Origin of the sequence: Parabacteroides gordonii MS-1 = DSM 23371, from assembly GCF_000969825.1 — a bacterium.
In the GTDB taxonomy this organism is placed as follows: domain Bacteria; phylum Bacteroidota; class Bacteroidia; order Bacteroidales; family Tannerellaceae; genus Parabacteroides; species Parabacteroides gordonii.
In genome coordinates, this window is record NZ_KQ033919.1 from 1,808,238 (window position 1) to 1,826,658 (window position 18,421).

Genomic DNA, 18,421 nt, shown 5'->3' on the forward strand with positions numbered 1-18,421 from the left:
CTTTACAATTTTTCCTTTAAATACTTTCCTGTATACGATTCCGGACACATGGCAACTTCTTCCGGTGTCCCGGCACAAACCAGGTTACCGCCGGCGTTACCACCTTCCGGGCCTAAGTCTATCAGATAGTCGGCACACTTGATCACGTCCATATTATGTTCGATGATCACCACCGTATGTCCTTTATCGATCAGGGCATTAAATGCTTTCAATAATGTTTTGATATCGTGGAAGTGCAATCCCGTTGTCGGTTCGTCGAATACGAACAAGGTAGGCTGTTGCTTTTCCTGTCCCAGGTAATAGGCCAGTTTCACGCGCTGGTTCTCACCCCCCGAAAGCGTGGAAGAGGTTTGCCCCAGTTTGATATAACCCAGACCGACATCCTGCAACGGTTTCAGCTTCTTTACGATTTTCTTTTCCTGCGAGCCGGGATATTGTTCGAAGAACTCAATCGCCTGGTTCACTGTCATTTCCAGCATATCATAGATATTGGCTCCGTGATATTCCACATCGAGCACATCCTGTTTGAAACGTTTACCGTGACAGGTTTCGCATTCGAGGGTGATATCCGCCATAAACTGCATCTCGACAGTGATCCGGCCATCGCCCTTACACTCCTCGCAGCGTCCTCCTTCTTTATTAAAAGAAAAGTATGCAGATGTATAACCCATTTGCTTGGCCAAAGGTTGTTCGCCGAACAGTTTACGGATCTCATCGTAAGCACCGATATAGGTCACCGGATTGGAACGGGAGCTCTTTCCGATCGAATTCTGATCGACAAATTCGATACCTTGTATCAGGATCATGTCGCCGTCCAACCCCGAGCAATCCACCATCAGGCGGGCGGCATCATCCAGATAATGCTTCACTCCTTCATAAAAGATATCACGTACGAGCGAACTCTTTCCCGAACCGCTGACACCTGTCACCACCGTCATCACATTCAACGGAAACTTCACGTCGATCCCTTTCAGGTTATTCTTGCGGGCCCCTTTCACCTCTATATAATTATTCCACAAACGGCGGAAGGCGGGAACCTCGATCTTATCTTCCCCGGTCAGGTAACGGACAGTATAACTGTTACTGCTGGTCTGCAGGTCGTTTACATCCCCCTGGTAAACCACTTCGCCCCCCAGACGACCGGCCTTCGGGCCGATATCGATAATATAATCGGCTGCACGGATAATATCCTCGTCATGTTCAACCACAACCACCGTATTACCCAGCGACTGCAACTGGCGCAAAACCTTTACAAGCAGGTCGGTATCCCGCGAATGCAAACCGATGCTCGGTTCATCGAGGATATACAAAGACCCCACCAGGCTACTACCCAGCGACGTTGCCAGGTTGATACGCTGGCTCTCACCACCGGAAAGGGAAGCCGACAGACGGTCGAGCGACAGATACCCCAGTCCTACATCCAACAGGAATTGCAGGCGGTTCATAATCTCCGTCAGCAGACGTTTTGCTACGGCAGCATCCGTCTCATCCAGTTGCAGGTTGTCGAAAAAGGCTTTCGCATCCGTAATAGGCAAAGTCACCAGTTCGGCAATGTTCTTTCCACCGACCTTCACATACAGAGCTTCAGGCTTCAGGCGCGCCCCTTTACAGGAAGGACAGGTCGTCTTGCCCCGGTAGCGAGCCTGCATAACGCGGTATTGTATCTTATATAAGTTCTCTTCTACGAATTTAAAGAAATCGTCGATGCCGTGTAATCCTCTGGCACCATGCCACAGCAGGTCTTTCTCCTTCTGCGTCAGGTCGTAATACGGACGATGGATCGGGAAGTTGTATTTCTCACTTTTCGCGATAAACTCCTTCAGCCACTCTCCCATCACCTCGCCTTTCCAGCAGACTACCGCCCCCTGATAGAGCGACAGGCTCTTATCAGGCACGACCAGGTTCTCGTCTATCCCGAGCACTTTCCCGAATCCTTCGCAAACAGGACAGGCACCCAGCGGATTATTGAAACTGAACATCATATCGGTCGGCTCGATAAAAGTGATACCGTCCGCCTCGAACTTCTTGGAGTATTCCTTTACGATCGTCTCTTCGGCTGTATAGATACGGATGATACAGGTATCGTGCCCCTCAAAGAAAGCCGTCTCCGCCGAATCAGCCAGACGGCTTTTCAGCGTCTTATCGTCCGAAACGACCAGACGGTCTATCAGCAGTTCGATGACCGGGGAAGCCAGCAACGCCTCGTCCGCCATCACTTCCGTAATGCGGTAAGCCGTATCATTTATCGATAAACGGGTATAACCCTCCTTCTGCAGTATCTCCAGTTGCTCCTTCATGCTGCGGCCTTCGGGTAGCACTACCGGTGCAAATACGGCAAAACGGGTTCCGTCCGGGTAAGACAATACCTCACTGACGATATCTTTCACCTGGTGCTTCTTCACCTCCAGTCCCGAAACAGGCGAGATCGTCTTTCCGATGCGGGCGTAAAGCAGACGCAGGTATTCATAAATTTCCGTGGATGTACCCACCGTCGAACGGGGGTTGCGGGTATTCACTTTCTGCTCGATCGCAATGGCAGGCGGAATACCTTTGATATAGTCACATTCCGGCTTGCTCATACGCCCCAGAAACTGGCGGGCATAAGCCGAGAGGCTCTCCACATACCGGCGCTGACCTTCGGCGTATAAGGTATCAAAAGCGAGCGAAGACTTTCCACTGCCGGATAATCCGGTGATGACGACTAATTTGTCGCGCGGGATCTCTACATCAATGTTCTTCAGGTTATTGACACGAGCCCCCTTGATAAATATAGAATTATTTTCAGACATAAATCTTTCCCTAATAAAGGATACAAAAATAGCAAAAAGAAATGTATCTTTGCCACAAGATTTGATAATGTGTTACAATAATCCCAAACCAACGAAAATTCATGAAGATTCAATATATCCGCCTGTTCCTGGCCATACTCCTATGTGCCGTGACATCCTGTTCGACAACCAAACAACTTCCAACTCAAAAGACCGAGAGAAAAGACAAGCGGGAATTCAGGGGAGCCTGGATACAAACAGCCTTCCAGGGAGAATACAAGGATATGACTCCCGCCCAGTTACGCAAAGACTTCGTTCGGAAACTCAACTACCTGCAGGCTTGCGGTATCAATGCCATCATTTTCCAGGTACGCCCCGAAGCCGACGCCTTCTATAAATCGGATATCGAACCCTGGAGCCGTTTCTATACCGGAGAACAGGGCGTTGCCCCCGCCGGAAACTTCGACGTGATGGCTTTCCTGGTTGAAGAATGCCATAAACGGAATATGGAGTTCCATGCCTGGCTGAACCCCTACCGGGCAAGTACGGCAGGGAATACCCGTTTCGCAGACTCGCATATCTACCATAAACATCCCGAATGGTTTGTTACCTATAATAAACAGATACTTTTCGACCCGGGACTGCCCGAAAGCCGGCAGTTCATCTGCAAGGTAGTACGCGATATCGTAAGCCGTTATGATGTGGATGCCATCCATATGGACGACTATTTCTATCCTTATCCTGCAGCAGGGATGCCTTTCCCGGATGACGACAGTTTCCGGAAATACGGCCTGAACAAAGGATATACCAACGCACAACGTGGCGACTGGCGCCGTGAGAACGTAAACACCCTGATCCGCGAACTGAAACGGACGATCCTGCTGACCAAGCCCTGGGTACGTTTCGGTATCAGCCCGTTCGGTATCTACCGGAATAAGAAAAGTACGCCCGACGGCTCGGGTAGCAACACCAACGGCCTGCAAAACTACGACGACCTGTATGCCGACGTGCTCCATTGGGTGAAAGAAGGCTGGATCGACTACAACATGCCGCAGATATACTGGGAAATCGGCCATCCGGCAGCCGACTATATCACCCTGATCCAATGGTGGAACAAGAATGCGACACCCGAAGGTCCGCATCTTTATATAGGTCAGGACGTAGCCCGTACCATGAAAGCCGACCAACTGACCCGTAAAATGCTTTACGAACGTTCGCTCTCGAAAGTAAAAGGCAACTGCTTCTGGCCGGCCAACGAGATCCTATGGAACAACAAAGGCATAGCCGATAGCTTGAAAAGGAACTATCACCGTACCCCGGCCCTGATCCCGGCTTATACGCATATGCATAACCGTGCCCCGCAGGATGTGAAAAAGCTGAAAGCGGAATGGACAGCCGACGGTTATATGCTGCACTGGCAGACCGAACAAAGCCCGACAAATCCGGAACTGGCTTCCTACTTTGTCGTTTACCGTTTCGATCCCAAAGAGCCGGTAGACCTGACCAACCCTGCAAAAATCGTAAAAATAACCCGCGAGGCAAGATATTTAATGCCTTATGATAACGGAAAGAAAAAATATCACTATATTGTGACCGCCGTCGATCGTTTCCATAACGAGAGTCCGGGGAAGAGTAAAAAGGTAAAGTTATAAGCGTAAAAGGGTAATATGTTCTCACAAGACCTGAGATACACCAAATTCACAGATTGTGCCTCCTGTGCCGAATACAGGAAGCAAATCTTTAAATACCGTTCTTATCCTAAGGGGATCATACTCCCTCAGGAAAGATGCATGCAGAATACACTCTATTTTCTGCTGAAAGGTAGTGTCCTGGTAAACAGTGAAGAACATCCCAATACCATTTTCAGTGAAGGCCAGTTCATTCTGCAGCCGATCGGTTCAAAAGTAGAATTCAAAGTACTCGAGGCGTGCGAATGTATCCTTTACCTGTTCGAACGCCCGATCAACGTATGCAGCGAGCGCTTCAACAAAGGGGCAAGCATAGCCGAGACAGCGCGCACCGAGTCGGTAGTGTTGGATATGTGCCCGCCTTTACGCTTTTTCGTGGAAGGAATGAGGATGTATCTGAATGACGAGTTGCTATGTGCCGGTTTCCTGCAAGCCAAACGGACAGAACTTGTCTATCTGCTGAACTGCTACTATACATTAAAAGACCTGGCTGCATTCTATTCCCCGATCTACCGGTACAGCAAAAGCTTCCGTTACTTCGTCATGCAGAATTATATGAAGGCAAAGGATGTGGAAGCCTTCGCCCAGATGGGAGGCTACAGTACACCTACTTTCCGCCGTCTGTTTAAGGAAACGTTCGGCGAACCGGCCTATCAGTGGATGTTGAAGAAGAAACGTGAAGACATCCAGAACGATCTGACCACAACCGAAATGTCTATCTCCGAGATCAGTTATAAATACGGTTTCGAGTCTCTTTCCAACTTTTCCCACTTCTGCCGGACTAATTTCGGGCAGTCTCCCCGTGCCATTCGTACTCAGAGAGGCGAAAAGCAGTAAAAATCAAAGCTTATTACATTTTTTACAACTTATTGAATAGAAAAAGCAATTTTATGTCTGCTTTTTCCCGATACATTTGCGCCATAGAGAAAAAGAAATGAAAATCAACGATTATTAGACGATGATAAAGGGAGAAGTCGGTTGCTCGTGTGGCATAGCAGTCTGCATATTATTGATCATTACATGTTTCATAAAATGCAGTCCCGAAGATAAGTCAGAACAGACCTCCTATGGCTTTATCTCGTATTCGTTGAAATGGGAACAGGCCATGAGCGGCTACGAAGCACCCCGGAAATTACGTTATTGCTTTTATCCCATGGAAAAGGGAGCGATGACACAGATCGAAGGCGATGCCGAAGGTTTGAAGTTCACGTTGCCACCGGATAAATACCGTTTGCTGATCTTCAACTGTGACGCGGATAATATTCAGTTCCGCAACATGGAGTCGTTCGAAACGGCAGAAGCATACATCCCGGAGACAAAAGCATCCGGAAGCGTAGTATCGGGACAGATTCCTTTATACGGGATCGCCATCAATGACCTGGAAGTGGAAGCCGACGAAGGCACACAAAACAAACGTGAGTTCAGTCCGGCCCCCTTGATCCGCGAAGTAACGCTCGACATCAAAGTCGACGGTATGGAGTATATAAAAGACTGCAAAGGGATGTTATCGGGAGTACCGGCAGCCTTCAGCCTGAGCAAGTTAGAGATCGTACCGGACAAAACAACCACAGTAAACTTTGAAGCCGCTCCCTCAAAGGAAGGAGTAAAAGCAAACATCATGATACTAGGAACCGCCCCCAAGCCCGGAGAAACTCCTCCCGCCACCCCCACAAACGAGGTCAAGCTGGATTTCACCCTCACTGACGGCAGTACCTCTTCCGCCACAATCGATTTGGGTGACTCGATCGGTAGCACGGAAAGCAACAACGTAAATGTAGACGTATCCGTAACGGTAGAAAAGACCGCTTCCTTCACTGTTAAAATCAACAACTGGGAAGTCTCCGCCGGCGATAACATGGTCATTGAATAGACATTAACAAGCAACGAATAAAGTTCAAACAATTTAATTTTTATAGTTATGAAGACATTAGTATTAAGTATGATTTCAATTGCTGCAACTGTTGCAGCAATGACCGCTTGTACAAGCGAGAGTGATGGGATAGATGATCTTACTAAGGATGCACCGGTGGAGATTAAAATGAGTGCAAAAGTGCTTAATATCGAAACTAGAGCAACAGGTCCAATTAATGATGTTAATACCGCCATTGATGACATTGGATTTATTAGAAAAGATGCAAAACCCGCAGACGCTAATACAATTGATTGGACTACCAGCCCTACGGAATACAGTGCTAAGATTGCTGCAGGGGGAGCAATTACTTTTACTCCTGTTCCCTACTACCCTGCAGACAAGGCAACCAGTGCATACATGATTGGTTATCATCCTAAAAGGACCGTAACATCTGGAGCAGTAGAATATACAATAGATGGTAATACAGATATCATGTATGCTGAAAGAGTGGATGGCAACAAAGAAAAGACAACTGCATTAACACCAAATTTTAACCATTTACTATCTCAACTTGTATTAAAAATTACAGGGGGAACAACTGAAGCTGAAGCAAACGCAGCAGCTGCAGCATGGGGTACAATCAGTTCTATTTCAGTAAAAAGTATTCAGCCAAAATATACTTTAGCACTATCAACTGGGAAATTAACAGTTGTTACTAACGACAACGAAGCTACTGCTATTAATTTTGAGGCTCCCGCCTCTGGATTTCCCACAATTGCAACAACAACTGATGATGCAGGATATTGTATGATTCCCCCACAAGGAAGTCAAATAACTTTAGCAGTAACAACTGATAAAACTACCAAGGATGTGATTATCACAATTCCTGAAAGAACAGGAGAAAACCCTCGCCCAGCAAACACTACATTAGCAGGAGAAGCTTATACAGTAACCTTAACATTTAAGGCTAACGAAATTGAATCTACAGCTTCTGTTACTGCATGGACACCTGTTGCCGGAGGTGAAGGTACGGTAGACTAACAAACAGGAAGTCATTAGTAACACTGATCGTATATGATAATATAATTATTCATAAAAATCAGTGTTATTAATGTGCTTTATATCAAGCTACACAAACAATATTTAACACAAGGAACTACCTCATGAAAGCTCACCCCTCATACATACTAACACTCCTACTCATCCTCTGCGGATGCAGTAGCGAAGTTGCCGAGGAAGCTGATAAAATCATAGAGAAGCCTATCCCTATTCTTATCACTACCCCCAAGCAGATTGATGTAAACACCAAAGCGGTTATTGATGCTTTCACTTCCGATAATATCTCTAATATTAGAATATACAGGACAAGCGAAACTGACAATTCGTATACCAATGGTATAACTCCCTATACCAACTCACTGAATTCCGAACTAGAATTCGAATCTCCACTCGTTTATCCGGTAGACGGTAGCAACGTTACCATATACAGTTTCTACCCTTCCAACATACAAGACATTTACCAATCAACCGCTACAAACGAAATAGCCTTTTCCATATCAGGAAAAGATGATTTAATGTACGCTTCCGCCCCGGCAGGAAATAAGCGTAACCCTACAACTGTCAATTTAACTTTCGATCATAAACTGGCACAAATCAAATTTAAACTTAAAAACAACACCATAGATACATTAGAACGACAAGAACCCGTTAGCATCATCGCAACCGGCCCCAACTCCGGAACGATGAATCTTACAAATGGGGAATTATATATTACATCCGAAATAACAAAGACATTCAAGCTAGCTACCAATTTGACTTTTGACCAATTAGACATAAATGCAGAAACAGAAATATCAGGAGAATTATTACTATTCCCCAAAAGCGAATACAGTTTTTCCTTACTAATAGGAGATAACTATTACCCTGTTACATTCGATCAACAGGCAACAACCTCCTGGCAGGAAAGCTCTGTCTACACCTTAACCATTTCTATCAACTCATTAAACAATCCTATGACAACACCTGTCGTAACAGAAGATATTTAATATGACAAACAAAAGATATTTCATAATTACCCTACTCGTTCTCATATTCGGCTGTAATAGTGACAACGATGTTCCCCAAAACGAGACGGTTAATGGTGCGGTCATACGATTCGGAGGAGAAATAACAAACATCGTATCCAAAGCTATTACGGAAAGCAATGATTTTCCAGATAAGGCAGCTATCGGTATCTTCGGTTGGGGGCACACCGATGGTAGCACAACAAACCAATCCCTTCGTAAAGATTTAAATAACGCACAATATATCAAAGTAGCCGGAAGCAATGAATTTACTAGTGATTTACACGCCCACTACCCTATCAACCCTGACACGCTACTAAACTTTTATGCCTACTATCCATATATAGCAGCAGCCAATCCTTCTAACATCCCGTTCGATCTAAAAAAACAAGATGACATCATGTGGGCTACTCCCGTGAAAAACAAGGATAAAACGACAGCTGACACACCAATCAATCTTTCCTTCAACCATATCTTATCTGCTATCACCCTTAAATTCAAGAAGGCGGATGATATTAAAGAAGATATGATCCTGCAAAGCATTTCGCTGGAGAATTACCCCTCGTCTATACAACTAAACGTACAAACTGGTAAATTAAATGCCGCTCCCTCAACCAGTCCTTATACAATTATCAGCGGACAGAACACGACAATGACACCCACCGAAGAAACAATCGTGATAAACTACCTTCTTTATCCCATAGAGAAGCCCGTATTTATTGTTAGGATGAGCGACAAAGATTATCGCATCGAATCAACAAAAGCATTCGAAGGAGGAAAAAAACAAACTTATTCATTTACTATACAAGCGAAAGACATCACTATTTCCGGGAGTATCAATCCTTGGGTGGATGGAGGGACAAGTAACGAAACAGTTTATTTCTAGCCTATATAGTATCGACTTATACCCTATATCCTGTTACTCCTTATCCTTAAGGGGAAAACCTTGCGGGGTATAGGGAAAAAGCGTACAGCCTTTCGCTGAAAAGCTTGCGACTTTATGAAAATGGGTAGGCATCGGCTCCTCAACGGGTAGGCACTCAATAAAAATGGCTGCGGCACCCATTTTCAGTGACTGCCGCAGCCATTTTAAACCACTGCCGCAGTCAATATTTATGGTTGCCGCAGCTATCTGATACTCACTTCAAATAAGTTTTGTAGAATATTGGATTCATGCATTCATATCTGCATATATGCCTGATAATAGGACTATTGCAACAACCTTCCGGGTTCATACAGCCTTCATGTCGGGTTCATATAGCCTTCATGTGATAAATGTTATCCGATGAAGGCTATATGAATCCGATATGAAGGCAAAATGAAGTCACTACAACGGATATAGATATTGTATATCAACGAACAAACGCAGATATGAACGCATGAACCCTATTCCTGCCGGATATTCAAATCATCCGTTAGGACATCCGTATAAGTTTGAACCGGGATATCATCATAATTATTCAATTCGCCGACAAGAATCAGTTCGGCATGTTCCATCCAGGCCTGAAAAGGCACCTCTTTCTTATAAGTAACCTCCTGCAACAGAGCTGGATCACTCTCCAAAGTCACATAAGTGTTACCATCGGCTGCCATCTTACCTTGAAGTGCCAGTGTGCGTTTATACATCTTCTGCTTGTTAGCACCGTTAACCCGGATAGGCTGCAGACGCAAAGACTTATCGCCGTTACGCAACACCGGAGTCAACAGCAGGCTTTGATGGCGTGCCACCGACAAACCACACAGGCTGACGTTCATATCCAACGATAAAACACCCTTTTCAAGTTCAATCTTATTCGGCTTGATATTAACCATTCCCTGGTAAACAGCCGTCTGCGCCTCAGACGGCAGCACCTGCATGATCAGGAAGAAAAAGAATATGTAGAATGAAGTTTTCATTGTTCGCTTATTTAATGATATAAGTAATACTTACGCCAAGCTTTGTCGGCCCGAAATAATTATTGCGGTATTTGGCGGATACGTTATCATCAGTAGCAGGAAACGCCGATTTATCGTATTCGAAATGCACAAATCCCACACCTGCAGAGAACTCCAGGTTCCAGCGCGGAGAAAGATATAACTGATATCCGTACGAGATACCGCCCCCGTAAGCATTGCCATCATAGGCAAAGTCTTTTTTCATCACCGACATGAAGTTCACGTTAGACATATCATAATCCATGTAAATGCCATGAACGCCGAAATAATGCCCGTTAAACTTCTCATGCAGCCAGTAACGGCCCTCGGGTTGCACCAACCAGTGTTTCCACGATTTGTCGCTGGCAACCTCCCAACCATTATAGTTACCGGAAATATCCAATGTCCAGTGTTTATTGAAAGCGACCTCAGCCCCGAGGTTGACAGTTGCTGTCGCATCATAAAGCAAGTTGGTCTTTACAGCTACAACTTGTGCCTTTACCCCTATCCCTATACACAAAGATGTCAGGAATATCAACAAGAGTTTATTCATACCAGTTATTTAATCTTTGATTCTCAATTCATTTAAGTTCACAAATATAAACAAAAAGTATATTCAGATAGATAGAAATGATATTAAATTCAGCGTCTGGATAAAAATTATCCGTACCTTTGTAATCTTCAGCATACATAACATAATATGAAGAGTAAATATTTTATATATATCCTACTTACCATACTCACTTTTGGTAGTTGTACGAAAGAGGAATTTGAGGAACAAGGGCCCAAACGGACAGTTCTGGTATATGTAGTAGCCAGTAATCTGGGATCGTATATCAATAAAAATATTGACAGTATGATCTCTGTTGCCACTCCCAAAAACCTGAATGGTGGAAATCTCATTATTTATTATTCCAAGAGTGATAAGTCAGCAGAACTCTATCAGATCAAAGAAGGTTCGAACGGCGTTGTGACCAAGCATCATATCGCTGATTATACCAATCAAAGCGCAATCGATCCGGAGGTAATGAGAAGTGTTATCAACAAAGTAGTTACCGATTTCCCTGCTGAAAGTTATGGTATGATCTTCTCTAGCCACGGTACTTCCTGGTTGCCTTCCGGTTATAATAAGATGCTAAAATCATTCGGAGAAGAAGGAGGTAAAAATATGGAAATATATGAACTGGCTGAGGGCATACCCGATGAATATCACTTTGATTTCCTTCTTTTTGATGTTTGCAGCATGGGAGGTGTCGAATGTGTTTATGAGCTAAAGGATAAAGCGGATCATATCATCGCATCCCCGGCAGAAGTTATTGCAGCGGGCTTCCCTTACCAGACTATATTACCTTATTTCTTTGAGAAAAATGTAAACTTAGAAGGGATAGCAAAAGGTTTTTACGAATTTTATAAGAATAATGAAAGTCCTTATGGTTGCATTGCCGTGACAAATACAAGCGAATTGGATAATCTCGCAGCTATCACCAAAGAGATCATTTCCGCTAACGGAGGGGAGGATGGGATATATTCGTTACCACTTGGAGAGATACAGACTTTATCTTATCTTCCGAGTGCTCCTACAAGACTTTACGACTTCAGCGACCTTATCAAACATTTAGCTACGGACGAGCAGTATGCACGTTTTACGGCCTGCATGGATAAAGCTGTAACGAACAGATATAGTACTGATTATATTTATTGTACAAAAGGCGGAACAACAAAAGTAGATACCTTCTCCGGCTTATCCATTTATCCCCCACAGGAAAAATTGACTCAACTAACCGATTGGTACAGGAATAATACACAATGGTATAAGGCGGTTTATAAATAAAAGAATTTAGTTGCTATATCAGAATACATGGTTATCGTACTCTAATATAGCAACTTTTACTACTTATCCACACGTTCTCAGCGAACCAGGAATACCTGTTTATATCTTTTTACCGTACCGCTGGTATGATACAGTTCGGCATAGAAAATATAAACGCCGGTTCGTAAGTGGCTACCAGTCAGTGACGCGCCATCCCAGGTTAACTCACCGGAAAGTCCCAGCAGTTCATGGTTGGCTATCTCGGCTACACGTTGCCCGATCGTGTTGAAAACAAATGCACGGCAACTATATCCCGGTTGATCCAGATAGTAGGTGATTTTGTAATGCTTTGAACCGGGAACCCATTCAGGAGCTTCGATACCGGTCGGCTTATCCGGTTCATTCGGGAAAGAAATATCAGATTGGGAATTAGGATATCCTGGAGTTCCATAACCTGCTGTGGCTGATGCAGAAGTCCAGTTGGAAGGAGATTGTGTTTCGGCTTCGGGATCGATCCGTTCAAGGGCGACTCCTTTCTGATCTTTTATCGAAGAGGCATGCCATTTGGAAGAGTAGGACACTTCGTCGATTATCGTTCCATCTTCAGTACGGAACAAAACAAGGGTAGAAGATGTATTTGCCAATATAGGTAATTTTGAGATTTCAAAGAGGGCTGCAGGGGACGTCACCATATAGAAATCAGCTACTCCCTCAATACTCTTGGTCAGTACGGCATAACCATCCGGCTCGATAAGCGTATTTATTGAAGATAACGGGTAGCGTGTGCTCAACGTTCCATCCGTTTTACGCACAGCGACAGACAAACCGGACAAAGGCAAAGAACGGTCGGAACGGTTATATAACTCGAAGTATTCGCTACCTCCGGCAAAGGGGTTGGGAAGAAGCTCATTAAAGATAAATTCTTTCGGTTCAACTTTGATAGTTGGCGAAACTGAAGGATCGTCGGGGATTTCGGGTTCTGCCGGCTTATCGGGTTCAACAGGTTTTTCCGGTTGTTCCGGCTCTCCTTGCCCGGAAGAGTTGGCCGAACCGGGTGTTCCTCCTCGGGGATCGGAAGAAAGATGCCAAGAGCCGGAAGATGAACGTTCCCATGATTTGCCGGGTTTGGCTTTATCGTAAGTTACTTCGTCGATCAGATTACCCGAAGCATCGAGTAATTGCAGTTGCTTACCTGCATTTGCCAATTGAGACGGGAAATTATCTAATGGTACTTTTATAGCCGAAGGATCAATCTTTATATCACGTCCGGAACGGAAAAGTACAGCATAACCGTTTGCCGGAATTTCAAACGAGCCCATAGATTTAGCTTTTCCACCATAGGAAAACTGCCAGTCTGCCAAGCTGATCACATTGGCCGTTTTATTATATAGCTCCACATACTCCGTTTCAGGTAATTCTTTCAAGCCTTTCGGATCTGCCATTATTTCGTTTATCCGAACAGAACCGGAAGTGGCTTCTTCTCCCTCTTCTTCCAGTTTAAACTCTTGTGAGAAAGAGGAAAGTTTGTTTCCCTCCTTATCAGTAATCCCTTTATAAGAAATTGTATATTCTACTCCCGCAACCATCTCCTTTGGATAGCGGGTATTCACAATCGTCATTTCTTCATCGTCAGTATATGTCACACGATTAGCCTTACCAATATTAGATATGGAGAACTCGGCATCTGTTATATTCACCGCTTGATCAAAAGTAAACTGAAGTTCAGACAAACTTAACGGTTCGACAGAAAGCAGTTTCGGCAAAACAATATCAGGTGGCAACGGTTCTTCCGGATCAGGATCTTCCGGAGTTTCATCCGGAATGGTATCGGTTGGAGTAATATCATGCAAGACCTTTAAATTGTCGATGGCAAAATTCCGGTAACGTGTTTTTGTATGTCTGATATTCAGTATAAGCTTTCCGCTCTCCAGAGGCGTTTTCACAGGAAATGTTGAAGTCTGGCCCTCCAAGCGATAAGAAGACTCTCCTGCTCTGCGAGAATACATAGTCCAAACTTTATTTTCTTCTAATGTTACTTTTATAGAAAGAGATACAGACTCCTTTGGCAAATCACTTTCTTTCATTGTAAACAGAGATTTAGAGCCTTTAGTACGGAGGCTGATTTTTTTTGCTCCTGCATCTCCGATTTGTACATAATAATAAGCACCGCTCTCTTCTGTATACAGATACAAACGGAGGTAATTTTCATTACTCGGAGCATTCTCGATCCAGGTATCAAATTCCCACTGCATAGTGGATGCATAGGAAATAGGACACCTCAAGCTAACAGTATCGACCTCTCCTTCTACTCCGTTTAGCCGCAACCAACCCTCTTTATCGATTATAAACTTGTCCAAATGACCCTCCCACGGGTTAGCGGAATTAATCTCAGGCCCATCAAACGTTTCTGTGAACTGTGCAAATGCACAAACAGGAAGCAATACGAGGAAAAATAGAATGAATTGTTTCATAGTTATATAGTTTTGTTATAAAATTATCTATCTTTGCACGCTAATAGCTTACAACTATACGCGTAACCGATTTTGGATGCGGTAAAGTTATAACAATTTTTTTATATCACAATTAAATTAGTGCTCAAAATGAAAGTAGCAATTGTTGGTGTGAGTGGAGCTGTAGGACAAGAATTCCTGCGCGTACTCGACGAAAGAAACTTCCCGATGGATGAGCTTGTGCTTTTTGGCTCATCGCGTAGTGCCGGACATGTTTATGACTTCCGTGGTAAACAGTATACCGTGAAGGAACTTAAGCATAACGACGACTTTAAGGGAATCGATGTTGCTTTTGTTTCGGCCGGTGGTGGTACATCTATCGAATTTGCAGAAACCATTACAAAACATGGTACTGTGATGATCGATAACTCCAGCGCATTCCGTATGGAAAACGATGTACCTTTGGTAGTTCCAGAAGTGAACCCGGAAGATGCACTGAATCGTCCCCGCGGTATCATTGCCAATCCGAACTGTACTACCATCCAGATGGTCGTTGCATTGAAGGCAATCGAAAAGGTATCGCACATTAAGCGCGTACAGGTAGCCACTTATCAGGCAGCCAGTGGTGCAGGTGCAACAGCTATGGCCGAACTGATCAAGCAGTACGAACAACTGTTGAAGGGCGAAGAACCTACTGTAGAAAAATTCGCTTATCAGTTGGCATACAACGTGATCCCTCACGTAGATGTGTTCACTGAAAACGGTTATACGAAAGAAGAAATGAAGATGTATAACGAAACACGCAAGATCATGCACTCCGATATCGAAGTGAGCGCAACCTGTGTACGTGTTCCGGTTATGCGTGCCCATAGCGAAGCAACCTGGATTGAAACAGAACGTCCTATCAGTATCGAAGAAGCTCGCAAGGCATTTGCCGAAGGCGAAGGTATCATCCTGCAGGACGATCCGGCAAACAAAGACTACCCGATGCCTTTGTTCGTTGCCGATAAAGAACCTGTTTACGTAGGTCGTATCCGCAAGGATATCAGCAACCCGAACGGACTGACATTCTGGACAGTAAGCGACCAGATCAAGAAAGGCGCCGCCCTGAACGCTGTTCAGATCGCCGAATACCTGATCAAGGTAAAGAACATAGGATAACAACTTTACAATCTTTCTATATAAGAGAGGGACGGTCTGTTGGAGACCGTCCCTTTCGTTTTTTATACCTAAGTAAACACCATTATTATATCACGTTCGCCTGCTTACAGAATGAAAAAGGCATATTCGTCTTTTATAATCGACAAAATAAACAGACTTTTATCTTTTATAGTCGATAAAATCGCAGTATATTTGCCTGTATAAAAGATAAAACGACATGGAAAAGGATGTGATAAAGTCTCTAATTATTGAATATCAAAATTTCGTAGAGAAAATAACACTGATAGAACGAGATATTCATCTATCAGACCAGCTAAACTATGTGTTTGTCGGCCTTCGCCGTGCCGGAAAGTCTTATCTGATGTATCAACAGATACAACATTTATTGAGAGAAGGACACCAGATAGAGGAAATTCTTTATTTCAATTTCGAGGATGACCGTCTGGTAGGCCTAACAATCGAAGATCTGGATCTTATCAAAGTCTGTTACGAAGAGCTTTATGCACATCATCCAATCTTCTTTTTGGACGAAATTCAGATAGTGGAGCATTGGGAAAAGTTTGCCCGTCGGCTGGCCGATCAGAAATATAGGGTATACATCACCGGAAGCAATGCCAAAATGCTAAGTAGCGAGATTGCCACAACACTTGGTGGTCGGTTTCTCATTCAGAATGTATATCCTTTTTCATTCCGGGAATATCTGAAAGCTAATAGTATAACTGTTGAACCGGTCTGGTATTTCAAAAATCGTACTGAAATAGTCCGTGCATTCTCTGCATATTTCTACTTTGGCGGGCTACCGGAACTGGAACTGATAGAAGAGATAGAAAAACGCCAATGGTTAAGCAGCTTATTCAATAAGATATTTTTCGGTGATTTAATAACACGGTATTCTATCCGAAACGATTTAGCCATGAAAGTCCTGATTCGCAAGTTGGCGGAAAGCGTAAAACAGCCATCCTCATTCAATCGGCTGTCAAACATCGTTTCGTCCACAGGAGTTAAAGTCACCACAGATACTGTTATTGATTACCTGGAATTTCTACAAGCGACATGGTTGATTTTTTCTATTGAGAATTATGCCAGCAAATTAGTAGAGAAAGTATCCAATCAGAAATACTATTTTATTGACAATGGCCTGCTGAACCTATTCCTCATTGATCCGGTCACTTCACTATTGGAAAATCTGGTGGCTGTCAGTTTAAAAAAGAAATATGAAGATGAACTTTACTTTTACCATCAAAATATTGAAGTTGACTTTTATATACCGACAAAGAAACTTGCAGTACAAGTATCATACAGTCTGAAAGAGGAAGCAACACGTAAACGCGAAATAACCGCTCTATTGAAAATAGCGAAAATTATGGATGTTGATAAATTACTCATTATCACTTACGATGAAGAAGAAATAATCATGGAAGACGGAAAAGAGATCGCCGTCCTCCCTATCTGGAAATGGTTACTTGAATAAGTCTAACCAGGCCTATTCAAATAACCATTCGTCTATTATCAATTAATGATGGAACAACCGTACCCCCGTAAAGGCCATCGTCATACCATATTTATCGCAGGTATCGATTACATTATCGTCACGGACGGAGCCGCCTGCCTGTGCAATATATTCAACGCCGCTCTTGTGGGCACGTTCGATGTTGTCGCCGAAGGGGAAGAAAGCATCCGAACCTAAAGCAACGCCGTTCATCGTATCCAACCAGGCACGTTTTTCTTCGCGGGTCAGCACTTCCGGTTTTTCGGTGAAGAACTGTTGCCATACACCGTCGGCCAACACATCTTCGTGATCGTCGCTGATATACACATCGATCGTATTGTCACGGTCGGCACGGCGGATCTTTTCGATCCAAGGCAAATTCATTACCTTCGGATGCTGACGCAGGAACCAGATATCCGCTTTGTTACCAGCCAGACGGGTACAATGGATACGGCTTTGCTGGCCGGCGCCGATACCGATAGCCTGTCCGTCTTTTACATAGCAAACAGAGTTACTCTGTGTATATTTCAATGTAATAAGGGCAATGATCAGGTCGCGTTTGGCTTCTTCTGTAAACTCTTTGCTCTTGGTCGGGATATTCGTCAACAGGCTTTCATCCAGTTTGATCTCATTGCGTCCCTGCTCGAACGTGATACCGAATACATCCTTATGTTCGATAGGAGCCGGTTTATATGCGGGATCGATCTTGATTACATTGTAAGTACCTTTCCGTTTGTTCTTCAGGATCTCCAAGGCTTCCGGCGTATAGTCGGGCGCAATGACACCATCCGAAACTTCACGGTTGATCAGGCGGGCGGTAGCCTCGTCGCAAGTATCGCTCAAAGCGATAAAGTCACCGTAAGAAGACATACGGTCGGCACCACGGGCACGGGCATAAGCTGTAGCCAAAGGAGTAAGCGGCAGGTCATCCACGAAATAGATCTTTTTCAGCGTGTCGCTCATTTCAATACCGACAGCCGCACCGGCCGGGCTTACATGCTTGAAAGATGCTGCTGCGGGAAGGCCGGTAGCCTCTTTCAGTTCCTTTACTAATTGCCAGCTATTGAAGGCGTCGAGGAAATTGATATATCCGGGACGGCCGTTCAATACCTCAATTGGCAATTCCCCTTGCTGCATAAAGATGCGCGACGGCTTCTGGTTGGGGTTACAGCCGTACTTCAGTTCCAGAGAGTTCTTATTTTCTGTACTCATATTACTTATTATAT

At 44.2% G+C, this 18,421-nt stretch carries 14 protein-coding genes; 9 read left to right on the top strand and 5 right to left on the bottom strand.

Annotated features, from left to right (window positions below):
- Nucleotides 1-2 precede the first annotated feature (2 nt).
- Nucleotides 3-2,789: an excinuclease ABC subunit UvrA gene (gene uvrA / locus HMPREF1536_RS07205; RefSeq protein WP_028726365.1), complete on the bottom strand. Its 2,787-nt coding sequence runs from the start codon at nt 2,787-2,789 to the stop codon at nt 3-5.
- A 101-nt stretch (nt 2,790-2,890) separates the two neighbouring features.
- On the opposite strand from uvrA, the gene HMPREF1536_RS07210 reads away from it, so the two are divergent.
- The 6 genes from HMPREF1536_RS07210 to HMPREF1536_RS07235 all read left to right on the top strand — a co-directional run bounded on the left by HMPREF1536_RS07210 (nt 2,891) and on the right by HMPREF1536_RS07235 (nt 9,257).
- Nucleotides 2,891-4,420 carry a glycoside hydrolase family 10-like protein gene (locus HMPREF1536_RS07210; protein ID WP_028726366.1) on the top strand — a complete coding sequence of 510 codons (1,530 nt, stop codon included), beginning with the start codon at nt 2,891-2,893 and terminating at the stop codon, nt 4,418-4,420.
- A gap of 15 nt (nt 4,421-4,435) precedes the next feature.
- Nucleotides 4,436-5,293, top strand: a complete 858-nt coding sequence (locus tag HMPREF1536_RS07215) for a helix-turn-helix domain-containing protein (protein ID WP_028726367.1) — start codon at nt 4,436-4,438, stop codon at nt 5,291-5,293.
- Nucleotides 5,294-5,414: 121 nt separating this feature from the next.
- On the top strand, nt 5,415-6,326 hold the full coding sequence (locus tag HMPREF1536_RS07220; protein WP_028726368.1) for a DUF5119 domain-containing protein: 912 nt from the start codon (nt 5,415-5,417) through the stop codon (nt 6,324-6,326).
- A 48-nt stretch (nt 6,327-6,374) separates the two neighbouring features.
- On the top strand, nt 6,375-7,349 hold the full coding sequence (locus HMPREF1536_RS07225) for a fimbrillin family protein (protein ID WP_028726369.1): 975 nt from the start codon (nt 6,375-6,377) through the stop codon (nt 7,347-7,349).
- A gap of 122 nt (nt 7,350-7,471) precedes the next feature.
- On the top strand, nt 7,472-8,353 hold the full coding sequence (locus tag HMPREF1536_RS07230; RefSeq protein ID WP_028726370.1) for a fimbrillin family protein: 882 nt from the start codon (nt 7,472-7,474) through the stop codon (nt 8,351-8,353).
- 1 nt (nt 8,354) lies between these two features.
- Nucleotides 8,355-9,257, top strand: coding sequence for a fimbrillin family protein (locus tag HMPREF1536_RS07235; protein WP_028726371.1), 903 nt, complete (start codon nt 8,355-8,357; stop codon nt 9,255-9,257).
- 500 nt (nt 9,258-9,757) lie between these two features.
- Here HMPREF1536_RS07235 and HMPREF1536_RS07240 read toward each other — a convergent pair whose 3' ends face one another.
- Together HMPREF1536_RS07240 and HMPREF1536_RS07245 are read right to left on the bottom strand one after the other, a co-directional pair.
- Nucleotides 9,758-10,267, bottom strand: coding sequence for a DUF3868 domain-containing protein (locus tag HMPREF1536_RS07240; RefSeq protein ID WP_028726372.1), 510 nt, complete (start codon nt 10,265-10,267; stop codon nt 9,758-9,760).
- 7 nt (nt 10,268-10,274) lie between these two features.
- The gene (locus HMPREF1536_RS07245) at nt 10,275-10,838 is read right to left on the bottom strand and encodes a DUF3575 domain-containing protein (RefSeq protein WP_028726373.1); all 564 of its coding nucleotides are present in this window, start codon (nt 10,836-10,838) and stop codon (nt 10,275-10,277) included.
- 147 nt (nt 10,839-10,985) lie between these two features.
- Here HMPREF1536_RS07245 and HMPREF1536_RS07250 point away from each other — a divergent pair, with 147 nt between their 5' ends.
- A complete protein-coding gene (locus tag HMPREF1536_RS07250; RefSeq protein WP_028726374.1) occupies nt 10,986-12,116 on the top strand; it encodes a clostripain-related cysteine peptidase in 1,131 nt (376 codons plus the stop codon).
- Between the two features lie 77 nt (nt 12,117-12,193).
- Here the strand turns inward: HMPREF1536_RS07250 and HMPREF1536_RS07255 are convergent, their stop codons facing one another.
- Nucleotides 12,194-14,566 carry a lamin tail domain-containing protein gene (locus HMPREF1536_RS07255; RefSeq protein ID WP_028726375.1) on the bottom strand — a complete coding sequence of 791 codons (2,373 nt, stop codon included), beginning with the start codon at nt 14,564-14,566 and terminating at the stop codon, nt 12,194-12,196.
- A gap of 129 nt (nt 14,567-14,695) precedes the next feature.
- Here HMPREF1536_RS07255 and HMPREF1536_RS07260 point away from each other — a divergent pair, with 129 nt between their 5' ends.
- Entirely contained in the window at nt 14,696-15,706 is a 1,011-nt protein-coding gene (locus HMPREF1536_RS07260) for an aspartate-semialdehyde dehydrogenase (protein WP_028726376.1), read from the top strand.
- Nucleotides 15,707-15,923: 217 nt separating this feature from the next.
- Nucleotides 15,924-17,177 carry an ATP-binding protein gene (locus tag HMPREF1536_RS07265; RefSeq protein ID WP_028726377.1) on the top strand — a complete coding sequence of 418 codons (1,254 nt, stop codon included), beginning with the start codon at nt 15,924-15,926 and terminating at the stop codon, nt 17,175-17,177.
- Nucleotides 17,178-17,219: 42 nt separating this feature from the next.
- On the opposite strand, the gene HMPREF1536_RS07270 is transcribed toward HMPREF1536_RS07265, so the two are convergent.
- A complete protein-coding gene (locus tag HMPREF1536_RS07270; RefSeq protein ID WP_028726378.1) occupies nt 17,220-18,407 on the bottom strand; it encodes a phosphoribosylaminoimidazolecarboxamide formyltransferase in 1,188 nt (395 codons plus the stop codon).
- Between the last annotated feature and the right edge of the window lie 14 nt (nt 18,408-18,421).